Consider the following 17,399-nt stretch of genomic DNA (forward strand, 5'->3'; position numbering starts at 1 on the left):
GGCTACCGTTCGCCGCCTATGCCCCGGCGGTGCTGGCTTGCCGGAACCGATCCGGGGAGTCGTCGTCCATGGTCGCGAAGAAGCCGCCGATCACGTCCTCGATCTCGGCGATCGAGTCCGCGCAGTAGAGAATCGGCTGGTAGTGGGTGATGTCGTAGGTCGCGGTACCCATCTGGGCGATGTCGAGCGGGCGCAGCTCGGCGTGCCGGAACTCCTCGATCTCGCCGTAGGACGACAGCAGGCCCGCGCCATAGCAGCGGATCTCACCGCGTTCCCGGACGACGCCGAATTCCATCGAGAACCAGAAGACGTCGGCCAAGAATTTCAGTGCGCGCTCGGTGCTCAGCCGCGTGACCGCCGCGCCGACCGTCGCGTAGATCGCCGCGAAGCGCGGGCTGGCGATCTGGCTGGCGTGTCCGATGATCTCGTGGATCGCGTCCGGTTCGGGGGTGTACAGCGGCGCGGAGTGATGCCGGATGTACTGCGTGGAGTGGAAGATCCGATCGGCGAAGGAGCCGAAGAACTCGCGCAGCGGCACCAGGCCCGCGGCCGGCGCGTAGCGGAATCCGGTCAGCGGTGCGAGCGCCGCGGAGACCTCGTCCAGTTGCGGGATGTGATCGGTGGGCAGCGACAGCGCCTCGGCGGCCGCGAGCACCTCCGCGCTGGCATAGCGGCGATGTCTCCGGGCGAGTTCGGCCGAAACGATCCGCCACACCTGCTGCTCCTCGTCGGTGTAGGCGATATGGGGAAGCGGCTTGCCCGGTGCGTAGTCCAGCGCCAGCGCGGCGATGGCGTTGCGACGGGCTCGGTATACCGGATCGTGCACGCCGGGGTGCTCGTCGCTCAGGTGCACGGTCACGTCACCGTCGCCGGTGCGGGTCACCGGCGAGTACAGCTGCGCCTCGCTGAACATATCTCGATGCAAGCACCGCCGGGGCCCGCCGACAACAAAAGCCCGTTCAGCTGGACAATCTGCCTAGCTGAACGGGCTTTCGTCAGGCGATCCGTGGAGTAGAAAGCGCGGGTCGGGCGACGTTCTGATCAGTGCGCGCCGTGCAACGAATGCACCACCGCGTGGCCTTTGCCACGTCCGATCAGCCACTTGTTGACCGGCGTGGTCACCACGAATGCCACGGCGAAGGCGAAGGCGAGCGTGGCCCAGAACAGCACCGTGTCCAGGTGGGCGTCCATCGCGCCCGGGACCGCCAGGATCACGGCGTTGTCCACGATCTCCATGACCGTGATGGACACCGTGTCGGCAGCCAGCGCGGTGCCGACGGCGGCCGCCAACGGCAGACCCGCCCGCAGCACGCCACGCATGGTGAACGCGTAACCGAACACGAACGCCAGCGCGATGGCCAGCACCATCGTCGAGGCGTTGTTCCAGCCCAGTGCGGTGCCGATCACCATGCCGAGGATCTCGCCGATGGCGCAGCCGGTGAGGCAGTGCAGCGTGGCCATGGCCGCCATCCGCCAGGTAGCGGGGGAGTGATGCGCGGTGTGCGGTCCGGCATGCTTCGTCGTCTGCGCGATGTGCTCGCCGGATGCGTGGTGCCTGTGTTCCATATCCGGAAACTATACCCCCGTAGGGTATAGACGCAAGGCCGAGTTCGTGATTTGCCGGACATGAGCCCGCGCCATGCCGCAAGATGGCGAATGTACGAAGGAGGGCGCATGAAATCCGTGCGGATCGATCTCGACCAGGACTTGCTCGCCGCGGCCGCCGCCATCATGGGCACGTCGACCAGCGACGCCACCATCAACGAGGCCTTGCGCCGGATCGTCGTGCACGAGCGTCAGCTGCACAATCTGGAAAGGCTCGCGGCGAAGGTGTTCGTCGGGCTACCGGAAATCGCGGTGGCGGACCGCTAGGCGGCCTGCGCCCTCGACGGGCTAGCCGGGAGGGGCCGGCCGTTGCTCGTCGAGAGCACGCAGCCAGACGTCCTCGAACTCCCTGGCGTCGATCTGAAGTGCGGTGAACTCGGTCTCGGCATTCAGCTCCTCCGGCGTCGGCACCGGAATCTGCCCTATTTCGGTCGAGCCGGTGCCCCTACCCGAATCGGCCCAGTCCGCGTGCCCGTCGCGGAAGACCTCCACCTTGCGCACCTCGAAACCGTCGTCGCCGATCTCGCTGAACAGCTCCACCGGCTCGTCGTCGAAGTCGTGGTGCCATTGCGCCTTCAGGTACCACATCGCCCATCAGCTCCCCAGTTCGCGACCGACTCGGCTACCGAACCGCACATGACCAGCATATGGGTGTCGCGGCGCGGCGTCCCGCTGCCGAGTTGCCGGGGCGGTTGGCTGGAAGCGGGCTGCGGTCGAGTCCTGCGCGAACTGTCGGTGGCCCCTGGCAGAATCCCGGGCACTGTTGGCGTGACCGAGGGGTGGGAGTCATGGCGGTCTCTCTGATCGACGTGCCGGTGGAGCAGCGGCCACGCGAGCGGTTGCTGGCGCTCGGGCCGCACGCGCTGAGCGACGCGGAGTTGCTCGCGTTGCTGCTACGGCAGGGCCGGCGCGGTGCGAGCGCGCTGGATCTGGCAGTGGAATTGCTGGTCGAACACGGCGGGCTCGCCGGATTGGCGTCGGCGCGTCCGGAGGAGTTGTCCCGCCGAGCGGGCATCGGCGTCGCGAAGGCCGCCGCGATCATCGCCGCCTTCCACCTCGGGGCGCGAGCACGCGGTAGACCGGACACATCCATCCAGCTGACCAGCCCCGCCGATGTGGCCGCCGCCGCCCGCCCCCACTTCGCGGGCTGCCGGGTCGAGCGCCTGCTCGTACTCGTGTGCGACGCCCAGAATCGCCTGCGCCAGAAGGTCTTCGTGGCCGAGGGCGCCGTCGACCAAGTCGCCGCCCCGGTCCGGGAAATCCTCAACACCGTCCTCCGCCACGACGGCCGAGCCTTCGCCATCGTGCACAACCACCCCTCCGGCGACCCAACCCCCAGCCCCGACGACCGCCGCACCACCACCATCCTCACCGACGCCGCCCATACGGTAGGCCTCCGCTTCCTGGACCACGTGGTGATCGCCGGGGAGAAATGGGCCAGCGCCTCGGGGCGAAGGGTTGCTGAAAAGTGAGTTCTCGCTGATGCATTTCGATTCGAGTGCGCTCCGCGTAAGGGCGGTTGCCGAAAACGGTGGATGGTCGCTCTTCGCGAAAGGGCTTCCGCTCGTTGCCGATGGTGCGAATTTCGAGCAGGCGGTCGCGGAGATGATCGTCATCGCTCCGTGAGTACCCCGATGACTGGCAGGTACGGCCGCACGATACGCCTGGCCATCGCGAGAACGGCTGTACCGGAAATGGCGAAGGCCGCCTTCCTCGGATGAGGTAGGCGGCCTTCGATTTTCGGCTGGGCCGAGAAATCAGCGGGTGAACAGCAAAGCCCGCTTGACTTCTTGGATCGCCTTGGTGACCTCGATGCCGCGGGGGCAGGCGTCGGTGCAGTTGAAGGTGGTGCGGCAGCGCCAGACGCCTTCGACGTCGTTGAGGATGTCGAGGCGTTCGCGAGCGGCTTCGTCACGGCTGTCGAAGATGAAGCGGTGGGCGTTCACGATCGCGGCCGGGCCGAAGTAGCTGCCGTCGCTCCAGTACACGGGGCAGGAGGTGGTGCAGCAGGCGCACAGGATGCACTTGGTGGTGTCGTCGAACCGGGCGCGGTCGGCCTGGCTCTGGATGCGCTCGCGGGTGGGCTCGTTACCCGTGGTGATCAGGTAGGGCTTCACGGCGCGGAACGCGTCGAAGAACGGCTCCATGTTCACCACGAGGTCCTTCTCCACGGGCAGGCCGCGGATCGGCTCGACGGTGACGGTGATCGACTTGCCGCCCTTGGGCAGCATGTCCTTCATCAGCACCTTGCAGGCCAGCCGGTTGACGCCGTTGATCCGCATGGCATCCGAACCGCAGACGCCGTGCGCGCAGGAACGGCGGAAGGTGAGCGTGCCGTCCAGGTAGGACTTGATGTAGATCAGCACGTTCAGGAAGCGGTCGGTCGACAGGACCGGCACCTGGAAGGACTCCCAGTGCGCGCCCTTGTCGTCCTCCGGGTTGAACCGGGCCACCTTGACGGTGATCATGACCGAGCCCTCGGGGACCGGAGCGGGCGTCTGCGAAGAAGGTGCTTCGGCAACAGCAGTCATCAGTACTTACGCTCCATCGGCTCGTAACGGGTCTGCACCACCGGCTTGAAGTCCAGACGGATGTCCGACAGGAGATCCGAGCCCTCCTTGTAGGCCATCGTGTGACGCATGAAGTTCACGTCGTCGCGGTCCGGGTAGTCCTCGCGAGCGTGGCCACCGCGCGATTCCTTGCGGTTGAGCGCACCGACCACGGTGACCTCGGCCAGCTCGAGCAAGAAGCCGAGCTCGACGGCCTCGAGCAGGTCGCTGTTGTAGCGCTTGCCCTTGTCCTGCACGGTGATCCGCGCGTAGCGCTCCTTGAGCGCGTGGATGTCGGTGAGCGCCTGCTTGAGCGTGTCCTCGGTGCGGAACACCGAGGCGTTGTTGTCCATCGAACGCTGCAGCTCGGTGCGGATGTCGGCCACCCGCTCGTCGCCGTGCTCGCTCAGCAGCTGGGCCAGCCAGTCCTGCACCATCTGCGCCGGGTTCTCCGGCAACTCGACGAACTCGCTGCGCTGCGCGTACTCCGCGGCGGCGAGGCCGGCGCGACGGCCGAACACGTTGATGTCCAGCAGCGAGTTGGTGCCGAGCCGGTTGGCGCCGTGCACCGAGACGCACGCGCACTCACCCGCGGCGTAGAGGCCGGGGACGACGTCGCTGTTGTTGCGCAGCACCTCGCCGCGGATCCGGGTGGGGATACCGCCCATCACGTAGTGACAGGTCGGGAACACCGGCACCAGTTCCTTCACCGGGTCCACACCCAGGTAGGTGCGGGAGAACTCGGTGATGTCGGGCAGCTTCTCCTCGAGCACGTCCTCGCCGAGGTGGGTCACGTCGATGTAGACGTAGTCCTTGTTCGGTCCCGCGCCGCGGCCCTCCAGCACCTCCAGCACCATCGAGCGGGCGACGATGTCACGCGGCGCGAGGTCCTTGATGGTGGGGGCGTAGCGCTCCATGAACCGCTCGCCGTCGGCGTTGCGCAGGATGCCGCCCTCGCCGCGGACGGCCTCGGAGATCAGGATGCCGAGCCCGGCCAGGCCCGTCGGGTGGAACTGGTGGAACTCCATGTCCTCCAGCGGCAGGCCCTTGCGGAACACGATCGCCATGCCGTCGCCGGTCAGGGTGTGCGCGTTCGAGGTGGTCTTGTACATCCGGCCCGAGCCGCCGGTGGCGAACACGATCGACTTGGCGTGGAAGACGTGCAGTTCGCCGGTGGCCAGCTCGTAGGCGACCACACCGGTCGCGACCGGGCCGCGATCGCTTTCGGTGAGCACCAGGTCCAGCACGTAGAACTCGTTGAAGAACTCGACGTCGTGCTTGACGCAGTTCTGGTAGAGCGTCTGCAGGATCATGTGACCGGTGCGGTCGGCGGCGTAGCACGCGCGGCGGACCGGGGCCTTGCCGTGGTCGCGGGTGTGCCCGCCGAAGCGCCGCTGGTCGATCTTGCCCTCGGGCGTCCGGTTGAACGGCAGGCCCATCTTCTCCAGGTCGAGCACCGCGTCGATGGCCTCTTTGGCCATGATCTCGGCGGCGTCTTGGTCGACCAGGTAGTCACCACCCTTGACGGTGTCGAAGGTGTGCCATTCCCAGTTGTCCTCTTCGACGTTGGCCAGCGCGGCGCACATGCCGCCCTGGGCCGCGCCGGTGTGGCTGCGGGTCGGGTACAGCTTGGTCAGCACCGCCGTCCGAGCACGCGGGCCGGCCTCGATCGCGGCGCGCATGCCCGCGCCACCCGCGCCGACGATGACGACGTCGTAGCGGTGCTCCTGGACAGGACGAGATCCACCAGTCCCGATGATTCGTTCGCTGCGCTCACTCATGCGAGGGGGCCTGTTCCTAACTGATGTTGGGGTCGAAGGTGAAGATGACGTAGGTGCCCACGCCCATGACCAGGATCATCGAGATGGCCAGCAGGGTCTTCAGCCAGAACCGGGTCGAGTCCTTGCGGGAGTAGTCGTCGATGACGGTGCGCAGGCCGTTGCCGCCGTGCAACTGTGCCAGCCACAGCATGGTCAGGTCCCAGAACTGCCAGAACGGGCTGGACCAGCGACCGGCGACGAAGGCGAAGTTGAGCCGCTTCACGCCGCCGTCGAGCAGCAGCATGATCGTCATGTGGCCGAGCACCAGCACGATCAGCAGCAGGCCGGAGAAGCGCATGAACAGCCAGGCGTACTTCTCGAAGTTGTTGTTCGAGCGCGCGCGCGGCGAGCGTGGCAGGTCCAGGCTGGCCGGACGGTCGTAGGACTTACCGATGACAGGTGCGCTCATTGTCAGTGCTCCGTGAACAGGTAGAAGAACTGGCGCCCGATCGCGGGAACGGCCAGCAGGAACCAGATCGCGAGAATGATCCAGAGCATCAGGCGCTGGTACTTCGGGCCCTTGGACCAGAAGTCCACCAGGATCACGCGGACGCCGTTGAGCGCGTGGAACAGGACGACGACGACAAGGCCCATCTCCATCAACGCCACGATGGGCGTCTTGTAGGTCTCGATCGCCTCGTTGTAGGTGTCCGGGCTCACGCGCACCAGGGCGGTGTCCAGCACGTGGACGAAGAGGAAGAAGAAGATGGTGACGCCGGTGATCCGGTGCAGCGCCCACGACCACATTCCGGGGTCGCCTCGGTACAGCGTCTTCCGCTTCGGCTGGGCCGGAGCTTCAATCGTGGTCATAGAGTGCGGTGCCTCCAACGTCGTTGATGGACCCGGTTGCAGGTCCGACGCCGACGGCGTTGGGGGCGAATGCCCAGGTGGCTGTACTCCGGCCCGTCGCAGGGAAACCTGAACCGATCTGTTCTGGACTCTAATCCCCCAGCAATCCCGGAACTAATTCGGCGTACCGTGCGTTGCGCGACAGTCGATCGGGTTAGGCTTACCTTTCTTGATGTGTACGGGGTTCCGTCGTGGCCCTTGCGCGGCCGTGATCGGGCCGGTTCGAGAGGGGTTCCCCATGCCGGAAATCGACTGGAAATCGCTGCGTGACAACGCATTTCGAGTTATGCGAAACGCCTATGCGCCCTACTCGCGGTTTCCGGTCGGCGCCGCGGCTCTCAGCGTCGATGGCCGAATGGTGAGCGGTTGCAATGTGGAGAATGTCTCATATGGATTGGGCCTGTGTGCCGAATGTGTACTCATCGGTAACTTGATTTCGGGCGGCGGGGGCCGTCTCGTGGCTGTCTCGGTGACCGATTCTCGCGGCGAAATCCTGATGCCCTGCGGTCGCTGCCGCCAATTGCTCCACGAACACGGCGGGGCTGATCTGCTGGTCGATCACGAGGCCGGACCGATGCCGTTGCGGGCGCTGCTGCCGGACGCATTCGGGCCGGACGATTTGGACGCCGGGCAGGTGTAGCCGGGTTGATCCGCGCCACCGCGGGGCCGGGTTCATCCCATCGGCGAGAACCCGAGTCCACGTCCGCACATGCCAAACTGTCGACCGTGACGGCACTGGACGCGGTTTCGATCATCACCACCAAGCGGGACGGCGGCGAGCTGTCGGACGCGCAGATCGACTGGGTGGTCGACGGGTTCACCCGCGGGGTGGTGGCCGACGAGCAGATGTCCGCGCTGGCCATGGCGATCGTCTGGCGCGGGATGACCCGGCGCGAGACGGCGCGGTGGACCGCCGCCATGATCGGCTCCGGACGGCGCATGGACCTGACCGGCCTGCCGCGCCCGACCGTGGACAAGCACTCGACCGGCGGCGTCGGCGACAAGATCACGCTGCCACTGGCGCCGCTGGTCGCCGCGTGCGGCGCCGCGGTGCCGCAATTGTCCGGGCGCGGCCTCGGCCACACCGGCGGCACGCTGGACAAACTGGAATCCATCCCCGGCTGGCAGGCGGACGTGCCGGTTTCGCGGATGCGCGACCTCCTGGCCGACCCGGCCATCGGGGCGGTGATCTGCGCGGCGGGCGCCGACCTCGCGCCCGCGGACCGGCGGCTCTACGCCCTGCGCGACGTCACCGGCACGGTCGAGTCGATCCCGCTGATCGCCAGCTCGATCATGAGCAAGAAGATCGCCGAGGGCACCGCGGCGCTGCTGCTCGACGTCAAGGTCGGCTCCGGCGCGTTCCTGAAGACACTCGACGGGGCGCGCGACTTGGCGACCGCCATGGTCGAACTCGGCGCCGACGCGGGTGTCCGGACGGTCGCGCTGCTTACCGCGATGGATACCCCACTCGGCCGCACCGCGGGCAACGCCATGGAAGTCGCGGAATCGGTGGAGGTGCTGGCCGGCGGCGGTCCCGCAGACGTCGTCGAACTGACCATCGCCTTGGCTCGCGAGATGGTCGCGCTGGCCGGGCTCGACACCGACCCCGCCGATGCGCTGGCCGACGGCCGGGCGATGGACCACTGGCGCGCGATGATCCGCGCCCAGGGCGGCGACCCGGACGCGACGCTGCCCACCGCGAAGCACACCGAGACCGTGCGCGCCGGCGCCGACGGCGTGCTGACCCGGCTCGACGCGCTGAGCGTCGGTATCGCCGCCTGGCGCCTCGGCGCCGGCCGGGCGCGTCAGGGTGATCCGGTGCAGTCCGGCGCGGGCATCGAAATGCACGCCAAACCGGGGGATGCCGTCACCGCGGGTAAACCGCTGCTCACCTTGCACACCGACACTCCCGAAGCCTTTTCCGGCGCTATGGCGGCCCTGCGCGATGCGGTCACCATCGAAGCCACTGCCGCGCCCGATCCGGCCTCGCTGATCCTCGACCGAATCGTGTCGTGAACGGTCCGCAGTAGCCCAGCGGCGGCGTGGGGCGCGTGTACAGCACGTGTGGGCGGAACCGATCGGTGTCCCGTTGTGGACCGGCCCGCATCCGGCGGGCAACGAGATGGTTGCCACGGCCGGACTCGGCTGCCGAATACGCGCGCTGCGGCTACCGTCGATACATGACTGGACCGATGCCTCTGACTCTCGCCTCGATCCGCCAAGCGCCGAAAGCGCTGCTGCACGATCACCTCGACGGTGGCCTGCGGCCCGCGACGGTGCTCGAACTCGCCGCGCACAGCGGCTACGAGGACCTACCCGCCTCCGACGAGGCCTCGCTGGCGGCCTGGTTCCGCGACGCGGCCGACAGCGGATCGCTGGAACGGTACCTGGAGACCTTCGCGCACACCGTGGCCGTGATGCAGACCCCGGAGGGTCTGCGCCGGGTTGCCCGCGAATGCGCCGAGGACCTCGCCGCCGACGGCGTCGTGTACGCGGAGGTGCGCTTCGCCCCCGAACAGCACTTGGAGCGCGGGCTGACGCTGGACGAGGTGGTCGAGCACACGCTGGCCGGATTCCGCGAAGGTGCGGCGGCGGCCGCGGAGCGCGGGCACCCGATCGTGGTCACCTGCCTGCTCACCGCGATGCGGCACGCGGCGCGCTCGCGGGAGATCGCGGAGCTGACGGTGCGTTTCCGCGATCGCGGAGTGGGCGGCTTCGACATCGCGGGCGCGGAAGCCGGTTACCCGCCGAGCAGGCACCTCGACGCGTTCGAGTACATGCGGGCCAACAGCGCGCATTTCACCATCCACGCGGGCGAGGCGTTCGGGCTGCCGTCCATTCACGAGGCGCTCGCGTTCTGCGGCTGCGACCGGCTCGGTCACGGTGTGCGGATCACCGACGACATCAGCGTGCCCGGCGCGGTCGAGGACGCGCAGCTCGGGCTGGTCGCCAACTATGTCCGGGACATGCGCATCCCGCTGGAGCTGTGTCCGTCGTCGAACGTGCAGACCGGCGCGGTGCCCTCGCTGGACAAGCACCCGTTCGACCTGCTGGCCCGTCTGCGCTTCCGCGTCACGGTCAACACCGACAACCGGCTGATGAGCGACACCAGCATGAGTGCGGAGATGCTCAAGCTGGTCGAGACGTTCGGTTACGGCTGGAGTGACCTGGAGCGCTTCACCATCAACGCCATGAAGTCGGCGTTCATCCCGTTTCCCGAGCGGCTGCGGATCATCGACGACATCATCAAGCCCGGATACGCGGTACTGATCGGCTAGGGCGGCACGAAGCGTCGAACGCGTCGAACGCGTCGTATGGGCACGAGCCGAGTCGGCTGCGAGGTTCGGCAGCCGCTCGGCAACCAGTTCGCTAGCGTGGCGACATGGCGACCTTGCGCATCTCCCGCCGGTTCAACGGACCACCGGATTCCGGCAACGGTGGCTATGTGGCCGGTCTGCTCGCCGCCCAGCGTGACGAGCGGACGGTCACCGTGATCCTGCGCAGCCGACCGCCGCTGGAGACGCCCCTCGACGTGCGGGACGAACGGCTCTACTACGGTGACACGCTGATCGCCGAGTCCGACAGCGGCGAACTCGAACGCGATGCCCCGGGTCGTGTCCCCTTCACCGAGGCGTCCGAGGCTTCGCGTAGCTACACGAGCATCGAGATGTTCGGGTCCTGCTTCGTCTGCGGCAGTGGCAGGGCGGACGGGCTGCGCATCGAACCCGGCCGGGTGGACGAGCACCGAGTGGCCGCGCCATGGGTCCCCGACGACACCGTGCCGCTGGGGCCGCCGTTGCTGTGGGCCGCGATGGACTGCCCTGGCGGCTGGTCGCTGCCCGGCATGCTCGAGCGTCCCGCTCTGCTTGGTTCGATGACCGCGACGGTGCACGACATCCCCGAGGTCGACGAGCGCTGCGTCGTGGTGGGCGAATTCCACCGCGAGCAGGGGCGCAAGTGCTGGGCCTCGACCGCGGTCTACGGCGCCGACGAACGCCTGCTCGGGCAGGCCGAGCAGGTCTGGATCCGGCTGACCTAGTTACTGCTTGTCGAGCCGGGACTCCAGGTTGCGTTCCAGTTCGCGCCAGGCCTGGGCCTCCGCGGTGAACGGCGGATTGGGCGCCAACCGGGTGGGGTCGGGGTTCAGCAGGTAGGAGACGTACCAGCCCAGCGGGGTGGACTGGGCCAGGGCTTGCTCCACCGTGTCGTCGTCGGCGTAGTCGGCGGCGTCGGTGAACAGCTCGACCGCCAAGTCGAGCTGTTCGATGTCGACGGCCTCGGGGCCTTCGGCCAAGTCCTCGGCCAAGCCGGGCAGCACGTAGACGTTCTCGTCGGTCACCTCGACCTCCAGCGAGCCGTCCACCGCCGCGGTCTGCACGTCGGCGAAGGTGCTCACGCGGGCCAAGTCGTGCTCGTGGTCGTCGGCGAGGTACCGGGCCAGCGCGCGCTCGGAGGAGAACACCGTGATCGAGCGCTTGGAGCCGAGGAAGATCGGCTCGTCGTCGAGGTAACAGCGCAGGGTGAAGACGCTGCCTTCGGAGGTGACGATCTTGACCGGGTCGATGCCGACCTCGTGCCAGAACGATTCGTCCTCGTCCTCGACGTCGTCCTCCTCGTCGTCCTCTTCCGCGTCGAGGTCGACGGGTTCGAACTCCTCCTCGTCGCTGTCGGCGGCGTCGTCGGCGTCGACCACGTTCTCCTCGGCGGCCAGCAGTTCGGCCTCGGCGACCGCGACCGCCTCGGCGTCGACCTCGGGCGTCTGCACGACGGAGTCGATGGCGTCCAAGACGTCGTCCCAGCCCTTGGCGATGGCGGCGCCGATCTGGTCCCACAGCTCTTCGCCGTCGCGGCCGACGAACGCGTTCACGCCGCCGGGCAGCGCGCCGAGCACCGGGTGGGAACCGAAGAATTTGGTGACCGTCTCGAGTTCGCACACCTCGCCGATGTTGCGCACCATGCCGAGGGTGTCCTCCAGCTCGGCGACGGTGTCGACGTCGGGCTCGCCCGCCGCCAGCTCCGGCACCGCGACCAGATCGAAGGTGAAGTTCTCCTCCGGCTCCAGTTCGACCGCCGAGAGACCCGCGACGACCTTCCAGGCCGGATGGTCCACGAGGTCGTTGTCGGCGTTGGTGCGGATGAATGCGGCCAGCTCCGCCACGGACTCGAAACCGTAGAGGGCGTCCTCGTGACCGAGGAACGCCTCCCACTCGTCGTCACCATCTCGCCAGCGCGGTGCCCACAGGGTGACGAGATCGCCGTCGGTCAGGCCGAGCTCGATCGGGACGATGTCTCCAGAAGCCATGAGCGGAAGCCTATCGACCTTCCGCGTCAGGCACTATCCGGCCCGCCCCCATTCGTGCCCGCGGGCGGCTGCCCGGCGGGGACGAACGACTCGTTCAGTGTCGCAACGACCTTGGACCGCTGCGTGCCGGCGTCCTCGGCGGCCTGCCTGCAGGCCCAGACGATCAACTGCCCGACCTCGGCCGGCGGCAGCGACGTGACCGATTCCGCCAAGGTCAGACCGACCATCGCGCCGTCACTGTTCACCTCGACGCTCACCGCGCCGTCCTCGGAGGTCCACCGTCCGCGCACCTGCTTCAACCCGTACAGCGCGGCTTCCAGCGCCTCCAGTTTCTGGGTGGCCGCCGCGACCAGGGCGTCCATTTCCGCGCTCATACCGGCCTCATCCAGGTCGTCGGTCCCGTGTCCGCGTCGTCGATCCGGTCCAGCTCGTCCACCGCCTGCTGGCGGGTGGGCAGACCGAGCCGGTCGAGGATGTCCGAGGGCATGCCCGACTCTGCGAGCAGTTCGCGCCGCCGCGCCCGCGCCGCGATGGTGGAACGCTGCGTGAGCCGCAGGATCTCGTTGGCGAGCGACTGCGCGCCGTAGCGGTATTCGCTGCGCTCGAACTTGATCTCGACCGGCATGCCCTGATCGGTCGCGCGCACCGAGATGGTGCCCGACCGGTTGCTGCTGGCCGCCACCGTGACGTTGGGGACCGGGGGTCGGGTCATGCCGTCGGCCTGTAGAAACCGTAGAAGTCCATGCCTGAGTTCTCCGTTCGAATCGAGCTGATCTGGACCGGGTCACCCGCCTCGACCAGCTGGCCGTTACCGATCACCATGGCCACGTGGCCGTCCCAGATGGCGAGGTCGCCGGGCATCAGATCACCGGCCGACACCGGTGAGGCCCCGCTGCCCTGGTCACACGCGAGCCGTGGCAGGTCGACGCCCGCCTCGCCGTAGGCGTACTTGGTGAGCCCGCTGCAATCCAATCCCGCACCCGGGCTGTTGCCGCCCCAGACATAGGGCGTGCCGACGGCGCCGATCGCCGACCGGACCGCCGTGGCGGCTTGTTCGTTGGGCGCCTCCACGACACTGCCGTCGGGCAGTGTGATCTTCACGCCCTTGCCGTCGTCGGGCGTGCCCGACGAACCGGTGTCCGGTTTGGGCGTCCCCGTCGTGCCGGGCGTGCCACTGGAACTGCGCGAGGACTGCGACTGGAGTGGCGTGGCCATCACGGTACTCAGCAACGAGCCCGCACCGCTGAGCACGCCGGACGCGGCGGACGCCGCTTGCTGTACGCCGGCGGCGGGCACACCGGCGAGCGACGGAGTGGTCGGTGGCGGGGTCAGGTCGCTCATCGACGCGGTGTGCGTCTGCAATTCGTTCTGGACCCGGCCGACGACGTTGAGGGCCTGATTGAGATGGTCGATCGCGGAGCCGACGAGCACCGTCAGGCCCTCCGGCGTCGCCAGGACCGGGCCCATGCTCGCCGCGGTGTTCACGAAGGACTGCGCGATGCCGGTGAGATCCTTCTGGCCCGTCTCGACCTCACCCGCGGCCTGGTTCACGACCGTCGCCATCTCGTTGCCACGATCGGAGATGGTGGCCGCGGAGGTCTGCACACGCAGTGCCTTGGCGGTGGCCGCGTCTGCCGCGCGACCGTCCCACGCGGAGTTCATCCCGTTGATGCTGTCGCGGCCCATCTGGTGGATCTGGTCCACCACAGAGGAGGTGCTGCGCAGCGCGTCAGTAGGACCGCCCGCGGGCAGCACGCCGCTGCCGAAGCTGGCGAGCAGGTCCAGGATCGGTTGCGCCAATGCGTTGACATCGATCACTGGCTCACTCCACCTCGGTGGCCGCGCTCCGCAGCGCGCTCGCGTGGGCGGCGTCGGTCTCGGTGAGGACGGCCGCCGCGCCGGTGGCCGCGCCACCCATGCTGGTCAGCACCGCCGACAGCTGGCCGATCGCGGCGACATGCCCGGCGTGGGCCGCGGCGTAGGCCGCCATGAAGTCACCGCCGATCAGCCCCATGATCGGGCCGAGCAACGCGGGCTCCGCCGCCGCGGCGCTCACCCCGGCCGCCGCCATCTCACCCGCCATGACGTGAGCGGTCGCGCCGTAGGCCGCAATGCCTTCGGTGTCCGCCGACATCTTTCGCATCAGAGCTTCCCCCATCTGTTGTTCCCAGGCAGAGTACGTCATCCACTTGGTTCGACGCGCGCTGTTCCGGTTCGGTTCCGCCGCTTCGGAAAAAAGTCCGGTGGCATCCGGCGGCGCACCCGCGACCGACTTTATCGTTCCCTCATGCGCACCCACACCGTGGACCATCCACTCGTCGCCGCCCTGCTCACCACGATGCGGGACGAGCGAACGGCGAATCCGGCTTTTCGTGCCGCACTGCGTGATCTGACCGGGATCCTGATCTACGAGGCACTGCGCGACGCGGAGGTCGAGCGCTTCGAGATCGTCACGCCGGTCGCGCCCACCGAAGGCATCCGACTGGCCCGGCCGCCGCTGCTGGTTCCGGTGCTGCGCGCCGGGCTCGGCATGATCGACGCGGCCGCCGAGCTGATCCCTGACGCCAGAATCGGGTTCGTCGGTATCGCCCGCGACGAGGACACCCACCTGCCGGTGCCCTACATGGAATCGTTGCCCGCCGATCTCGCCGACCTGCCGGTGTTCGTGCTCGACCCGATGCTGGCCACAGGCGGCTCGATGCGGCACACCCTGCAGCTGCTCGCGGCCCGTGGCGCCACCGACATCACCGCCGTGTGCGTCGTCGCCGCACCGGAAGGGGTTGCGACACTGGCGGACTCGGGGCTGCCGGTACGGCTGGTGACCGCCGTCGTGGACGCCGGACTGAACGAGAACGCCTATATCGTGCCCGGCCTCGGCGACGCGGGCGACAGGCAGTTCGGCCCGCGCTGAACCTCCACCGGGCCGGGGTCAGAAGGTCCGGCAGAAGTCGCGTATTGCCGAAAGGCGTTCGCGGGCAGCGGCTCGCGCGGCGGGAAGACCGGCGCGCGAGCCCACCGGCTCGACCACCTCCAGGTAGCACTTGAGCTTCGGCTCGGTGCCGGACGGACGGACCACCACGCGGGACGAAGCACCCTCGAAGATCAGCGCATCGGTCCGCATCCGCCCCCGCACCCGGAGTTGATCGGTGTACTCGACCGGCTCGCCCGCGATCTCGCGCGGTGGGTTCGCCCGCAACCGCTCGACCACGGCTGCCGCGTCGGCGGCCGAGCCGAGCCGCAGCGACACCTGGTCGCCCGCGTGCAGGCCGAATTCCACCGCGTAGTCGTCGAGTTCGTCGTCCAGGCCGCGACCTGCCGCCTTCAGCCGGGCCACCAGGTCGGCCACCAGCACGGCGGCGGAGATGCCGTCCTTGTCGCGCACCGCCGCCGGGTCCACGCAGTGGCCGAGCGCCTCCTCGTAGGCGTAGACCAAACCGTCGCCCGCGCGGGCCAGCCACTTGAATCCCGTGAGCGTTTCCGCGTAGCGGCCGCCGCGCGCGGGAGCCAGCTTCGACAGCAGCCGCGAGGACACGATGGTCGTCGCCACCAGCGCATCGTCCGGGGCGGTGCGCAGCACACAGTCGCCGAGGAGCACGCCGGTGTCGTCGCCGCGCAGCATCCGCCACGTACCGTCCGGCCGCGGGACGCCCACCGCACACCGGTCCGCGTCGGGGTCCAATGCGATCGCCACGTCGGCGCCGACCCGGGCCGCCGTCGCGAGCAGCAGGTCGGCCGCGCCGGGTTCCTCCGGGTTCGGGAACGCGACCGTAGGGAAGTCGGGGTCCGGCTCGAATTGTTCCGCTACCACATGGACGTCGGAGAAACCCGCCACGCGAAGGGCTTCGACGGCGAGATCGCCGCCGACGCCGTGCAGCGGGGTGAGTGCGATCCGGATGCCCGCCCGCTCGCCCGATCCGCCGACCCAGGCGGGTAGTTCGGCGATACGGCGTAGGTAGCGCTGGACCACGTCGTCGTCGGCGGGGGCGACCGGTATGCGGTCGATCGGCTCGGCCACCGCCTCGATGCAGCGCTCGATCTCGGCGTCGGCCGGGGCGATCAGCTGTGATCCGCCGTCGAGGTAAACCTTGTAGCCGTTGTCGGTGGCCGGGTTGTGCGAGGCGGTGATCTGCACACCCGCGACCGCGCCGAGCTCGCGCACCGCGTAGGCGACCACCGGCGTGGGCAGCGGACGCGGCAGCAGTGTCACCGGGAAGCCCGCCGCGGCGAAGATCTCCGCGGTCGCCGTGGCGAACTCGGCCGAACCGTGCCTGGCGTCACGGCCGACGACCACCGCGCCGCCGCCGAGACAGCGGTCGCGCAGCCAAGCCACGAGTCCGGCGGTCGCCCTGCTCACCGTGGTGACGTTCATGCCGTCCGGCCCATCGCACAGCGGCCCGCGCAGGCCGGCTGTGCCGAAGCGCAGCATCTACACCCGTTCCAGCACGCCGCGCAGCAATTTGCCGAGGCGCGGAGCCGCGGCGTGGCCTTCGGCGAGCACCTCGGCATGAGACAGATGCGCGCCGGTTACTCCCGCGGCCAGGTTGGTGACCAGCGAGATACCGAGCAGCCGCGCACCCAGCGCGCGGCAGGCGATCGCCTCCAGCACGGTGGACATGCCCACCAGATCCGCGCCGATCGTGCGCAGCATCCCGATCTCGGCGGGCGTCTCGTACTGCGGCCCCGTGAGGCCCGCGTATACACCCTCGGCCAAGCTCGGATCGATCTCCCTGGCCAGCGCCCGCAACTCCGGATCCCAGGCGTCGACCAAGTCGACGAAGGTCGCGCCCGCCAGCGGCGTGCGGCCGGTCAAGTTGAGATGGTCGCTGATCAGCACCGGATCACCGACCCGAAGGCCGGAGCGGATACCGCCCGCGGCGTTGGTCAGCACCACGATCTCCGCGCCCGCCGCCACGGCCGCCGACACCGGGTGCACCACATCGGCGGGCTGATACCCCTCGTAGAGATGCTGGCGGCCCATCAGCAGCAACACGGCGTTGTCGTTCACCTGAACGGAATGAATCACGCCGACATGGCCCTGTGCGGTCGGCGTCCCGAAACCGGGCAGCTCCGGCATCGGCACCGACGCCCGCGGCGCCCCGATCTCCGCTGCCGCGTCCTGCCAGCCCGACCCCAGCACCACCGCGACCCGGTGGCGTGACACTCCCGTACGTTCGGCGATCGCCTCGGCGGCCTGTTCGGCAAGCATGATCGTCACCATAGCTGTGTTTGATTTCCAGCGCCTTCGGCGCTGGGTGTTCGCGGCCCCTTTGTGGC

22 protein-coding genes are annotated in these 17,399 nt (G+C 68.6%); 8 read left to right on the forward strand and 14 right to left on the reverse strand.

Annotation, left to right across the window (positions count from 1 at the left end):
- Positions 1-16: 16 nt before the first annotated feature.
- Both ACFU5M_RS26975 and ACFU5M_RS26980 read right to left on the reverse strand, forming a co-directional pair.
- Entirely contained in the window at positions 17-913 is an 897-nt protein-coding gene (locus ACFU5M_RS26975) for a phenylalanine 4-monooxygenase (RefSeq protein WP_379053657.1), read from the reverse strand.
- A 128-nt stretch (positions 914-1,041) separates the two neighbouring features.
- Complete coding sequence (locus tag ACFU5M_RS26980) at positions 1,042-1,566, reverse strand: DUF4396 domain-containing protein (protein ID WP_379053659.1); 525 nt, start codon at positions 1,564-1,566, stop codon at positions 1,042-1,044.
- Positions 1,567-1,674: 108 nt separating this feature from the next.
- Between ACFU5M_RS26980 and ACFU5M_RS26985 the strand changes: the two genes are divergently transcribed.
- A complete protein-coding gene (locus tag ACFU5M_RS26985; RefSeq protein ID WP_379053661.1) occupies positions 1,675-1,872 on the forward strand; it encodes a type II toxin-antitoxin system VapB family antitoxin in 198 nt (65 codons plus the stop codon).
- A 21-nt stretch (positions 1,873-1,893) separates the two neighbouring features.
- On the opposite strand, the gene ACFU5M_RS26990 is transcribed toward ACFU5M_RS26985, so the two are convergent.
- Complete coding sequence (locus tag ACFU5M_RS26990) at positions 1,894-2,193, reverse strand: DUF6881 domain-containing protein (protein WP_379053662.1); 300 nt, start codon at positions 2,191-2,193, stop codon at positions 1,894-1,896.
- 200 nt (positions 2,194-2,393) lie between these two features.
- Here ACFU5M_RS26990 and radC point away from each other — a divergent pair, with 200 nt between their 5' ends.
- Complete coding sequence (gene radC, locus ACFU5M_RS26995; RefSeq protein WP_379053663.1) at positions 2,394-3,077, forward strand: DNA repair protein RadC; 684 nt, start codon at positions 2,394-2,396, stop codon at positions 3,075-3,077.
- Positions 3,064-3,231: a hypothetical protein gene (locus tag ACFU5M_RS27000; protein ID WP_379053664.1), complete on the forward strand. Its 168-nt coding sequence runs from the start codon at positions 3,064-3,066 to the stop codon at positions 3,229-3,231. The genes radC and ACFU5M_RS27000 overlap by 14 nt, the downstream gene beginning before the upstream one ends.
- Before the next feature lie 131 nt (positions 3,232-3,362).
- Here the strand turns inward: ACFU5M_RS27000 and ACFU5M_RS27005 are convergent, their stop codons facing one another.
- From ACFU5M_RS27005 to sdhC, 4 genes are read right to left on the reverse strand one after another with little or no spacing between them, the layout of a single operon-like run.
- A complete protein-coding gene (locus ACFU5M_RS27005) occupies positions 3,363-4,136 on the reverse strand; it encodes a succinate dehydrogenase iron-sulfur subunit (RefSeq protein WP_379053665.1) in 774 nt (257 codons plus the stop codon).
- A complete protein-coding gene (gene sdhA / locus ACFU5M_RS27010) occupies positions 4,136-5,935 on the reverse strand; it encodes a succinate dehydrogenase flavoprotein subunit (RefSeq protein ID WP_379053666.1) in 1,800 nt (599 codons plus the stop codon). The genes ACFU5M_RS27005 and sdhA overlap by 1 nt, the downstream gene beginning before the upstream one ends.
- 16 nt (positions 5,936-5,951) lie before the next feature.
- Positions 5,952-6,383 (reverse strand): succinate dehydrogenase hydrophobic membrane anchor subunit, encoded by a 432-nt coding sequence (locus ACFU5M_RS27015; protein WP_379053668.1) that lies wholly within the window; start codon positions 6,381-6,383, stop codon positions 5,952-5,954.
- Between the two features lie 2 nt (positions 6,384-6,385).
- Positions 6,386-6,784 (reverse strand): succinate dehydrogenase, cytochrome b556 subunit, encoded by a 399-nt coding sequence (sdhC, locus tag ACFU5M_RS27020; protein WP_083863252.1) that lies wholly within the window; start codon positions 6,782-6,784, stop codon positions 6,386-6,388.
- 277 nt (positions 6,785-7,061) lie between these two features.
- Between sdhC and ACFU5M_RS27025 the strand changes: the two genes are divergently transcribed.
- The 4 genes from ACFU5M_RS27025 to ACFU5M_RS27040 all read left to right on the forward strand — a co-directional run bounded on the left by ACFU5M_RS27025 (position 7,062) and on the right by ACFU5M_RS27040 (position 10,862).
- On the forward strand, positions 7,062-7,463 hold the full coding sequence (locus ACFU5M_RS27025) for a cytidine deaminase (protein WP_379053669.1): 402 nt from the start codon (positions 7,062-7,064) through the stop codon (positions 7,461-7,463).
- An 86-nt stretch (positions 7,464-7,549) separates the two neighbouring features.
- Positions 7,550-8,839, forward strand: coding sequence for a thymidine phosphorylase (locus tag ACFU5M_RS27030; protein WP_379053671.1), 1,290 nt, complete (start codon positions 7,550-7,552; stop codon positions 8,837-8,839).
- Positions 8,840-9,003: 164 nt separating this feature from the next.
- Complete coding sequence (locus ACFU5M_RS27035; RefSeq protein WP_379053672.1) at positions 9,004-10,101, forward strand: adenosine deaminase; 1,098 nt, start codon at positions 9,004-9,006, stop codon at positions 10,099-10,101.
- Positions 10,102-10,205: 104 nt separating this feature from the next.
- The gene (locus tag ACFU5M_RS27040) at positions 10,206-10,862 is read left to right on the forward strand and encodes a hypothetical protein (protein WP_379053674.1); all 657 of its coding nucleotides are present in this window, start codon (positions 10,206-10,208) and stop codon (positions 10,860-10,862) included.
- On the opposite strand, the gene ACFU5M_RS27045 is transcribed toward ACFU5M_RS27040, so the two are convergent.
- From ACFU5M_RS27045 to ACFU5M_RS27065, 5 genes are read right to left on the reverse strand one after another with little or no spacing between them, the layout of a single operon-like run.
- Entirely contained in the window at positions 10,863-12,125 is a 1,263-nt protein-coding gene (locus ACFU5M_RS27045) for a primosomal protein (protein ID WP_379053675.1), read from the reverse strand.
- 26 nt (positions 12,126-12,151) lie between these two features.
- Positions 12,152-12,499 (reverse strand): YbaB/EbfC family nucleoid-associated protein, encoded by a 348-nt coding sequence (locus ACFU5M_RS27050; protein ID WP_379053677.1) that lies wholly within the window; start codon positions 12,497-12,499, stop codon positions 12,152-12,154.
- The gene (locus ACFU5M_RS27055) at positions 12,496-12,837 is read right to left on the reverse strand and encodes a hypothetical protein (RefSeq protein WP_379053678.1); all 342 of its coding nucleotides are present in this window, start codon (positions 12,835-12,837) and stop codon (positions 12,496-12,498) included. Before ACFU5M_RS27055 ends, ACFU5M_RS27050 begins: the two co-directional genes overlap by 4 nt.
- Complete coding sequence (locus ACFU5M_RS27060; RefSeq protein ID WP_379053680.1) at positions 12,834-13,943, reverse strand: C40 family peptidase; 1,110 nt, start codon at positions 13,941-13,943, stop codon at positions 12,834-12,836. Before ACFU5M_RS27060 ends, ACFU5M_RS27055 begins: the two co-directional genes overlap by 4 nt.
- 4 nt (positions 13,944-13,947) lie before the next feature.
- The gene (locus ACFU5M_RS27065; RefSeq protein WP_379053681.1) at positions 13,948-14,268 is read right to left on the reverse strand and encodes a hypothetical protein; all 321 of its coding nucleotides are present in this window, start codon (positions 14,266-14,268) and stop codon (positions 13,948-13,950) included.
- A 144-nt stretch (positions 14,269-14,412) separates the two neighbouring features.
- Between ACFU5M_RS27065 and upp the strand changes: the two genes are divergently transcribed.
- Entirely contained in the window at positions 14,413-15,036 is a 624-nt protein-coding gene (gene upp, locus ACFU5M_RS27070; protein ID WP_379053683.1) for a uracil phosphoribosyltransferase, read from the forward strand.
- Between the two features lie 18 nt (positions 15,037-15,054).
- Here the strand turns inward: upp and ACFU5M_RS27075 are convergent, their stop codons facing one another.
- Both ACFU5M_RS27075 and ACFU5M_RS27080 read right to left on the reverse strand, forming a co-directional pair.
- Positions 15,055-16,551 carry a phospho-sugar mutase gene (locus ACFU5M_RS27075; protein ID WP_379053685.1) on the reverse strand — a complete coding sequence of 499 codons (1,497 nt, stop codon included), beginning with the start codon at positions 16,549-16,551 and terminating at the stop codon, positions 15,055-15,057.
- On the reverse strand, positions 16,552-17,331 hold the full coding sequence (locus tag ACFU5M_RS27080) for a purine-nucleoside phosphorylase (RefSeq protein ID WP_379053687.1): 780 nt from the start codon (positions 17,329-17,331) through the stop codon (positions 16,552-16,554). It abuts the gene before it with no gap.
- Between the last annotated feature and the right edge of the window lie 68 nt (positions 17,332-17,399).

Source organism: Nocardia sp. NPDC057455 (assembly GCF_042802775.1).
Classification (GTDB): Bacteria; Actinomycetota; Actinomycetes; order Mycobacteriales; family Mycobacteriaceae; genus Nocardia.

Excerpts from the sequence above, each read along its gene's own strand:
- sdhA (WP_379053666.1), bottom strand. The coding sequence starts at position 5,935 with ATGAGTGAGCGCAGCGAACGAATCATCGGGACTGGTGGATCTCGTCCT.
- ACFU5M_RS27065 (WP_379053681.1), bottom strand. The coding sequence starts at position 14,268 with ATGCGAAAGATGTCGGCGGACACCGAAGGCATTGCGGCCTACGGCGCG.
- ACFU5M_RS27025 (WP_379053669.1), top strand. The coding sequence starts at position 7,062 with ATGCCGGAAATCGACTGGAAATCGCTGCGTGACAACGCATTTCGAGTT.
- ACFU5M_RS27035 (WP_379053672.1), top strand. The coding sequence starts at position 9,004 with ATGACTGGACCGATGCCTCTGACTCTCGCCTCGATCCGCCAAGCGCCG.
- ACFU5M_RS26980 (WP_379053659.1), bottom strand. The coding sequence starts at position 1,566 with ATGGAACACAGGCACCACGCATCCGGCGAGCACATCGCGCAGACGACG.
- ACFU5M_RS27080 (WP_379053687.1), bottom strand. The coding sequence starts at position 17,331 with ATGCTTGCCGAACAGGCCGCCGAGGCGATCGCCGAACGTACGGGAGTG.
- ACFU5M_RS26975 (WP_379053657.1), bottom strand. The coding sequence starts at position 913 with ATGTTCAGCGAGGCGCAGCTGTACTCGCCGGTGACCCGCACCGGCGAC.
- ACFU5M_RS26985 (WP_379053661.1), top strand. The coding sequence starts at position 1,675 with ATGAAATCCGTGCGGATCGATCTCGACCAGGACTTGCTCGCCGCGGCC.
- ACFU5M_RS27050 (WP_379053677.1), bottom strand. The coding sequence starts at position 12,499 with ATGAGCGCGGAAATGGACGCCCTGGTCGCGGCGGCCACCCAGAAACTG.
- ACFU5M_RS27045 (WP_379053675.1), bottom strand. The coding sequence starts at position 12,125 with ATGGCTTCTGGAGACATCGTCCCGATCGAGCTCGGCCTGACCGACGGC.
- ACFU5M_RS27040 (WP_379053674.1), top strand. The coding sequence starts at position 10,206 with ATGGCGACCTTGCGCATCTCCCGCCGGTTCAACGGACCACCGGATTCC.
- sdhC (WP_083863252.1), bottom strand. The coding sequence starts at position 6,784 with ATGACCACGATTGAAGCTCCGGCCCAGCCGAAGCGGAAGACGCTGTAC.
- ACFU5M_RS27055 (WP_379053678.1), bottom strand. The coding sequence starts at position 12,837 with ATGACCCGACCCCCGGTCCCCAACGTCACGGTGGCGGCCAGCAGCAAC.
- radC (WP_379053663.1), top strand. The coding sequence starts at position 2,394 with ATGGCGGTCTCTCTGATCGACGTGCCGGTGGAGCAGCGGCCACGCGAG.
- ACFU5M_RS27015 (WP_379053668.1), bottom strand. The coding sequence starts at position 6,383 with ATGAGCGCACCTGTCATCGGTAAGTCCTACGACCGTCCGGCCAGCCTG.
- ACFU5M_RS27005 (WP_379053665.1), bottom strand. The coding sequence starts at position 4,136 with ATGACTGCTGTTGCCGAAGCACCTTCTTCGCAGACGCCCGCTCCGGTC.
- ACFU5M_RS27075 (WP_379053685.1), bottom strand. The coding sequence starts at position 16,551 with ATGCTGCGCTTCGGCACAGCCGGCCTGCGCGGGCCGCTGTGCGATGGG.
- upp (WP_379053683.1), top strand. The coding sequence starts at position 14,413 with ATGCGCACCCACACCGTGGACCATCCACTCGTCGCCGCCCTGCTCACC.
- ACFU5M_RS26990 (WP_379053662.1), bottom strand. The coding sequence starts at position 2,193 with ATGTGGTACCTGAAGGCGCAATGGCACCACGACTTCGACGACGAGCCG.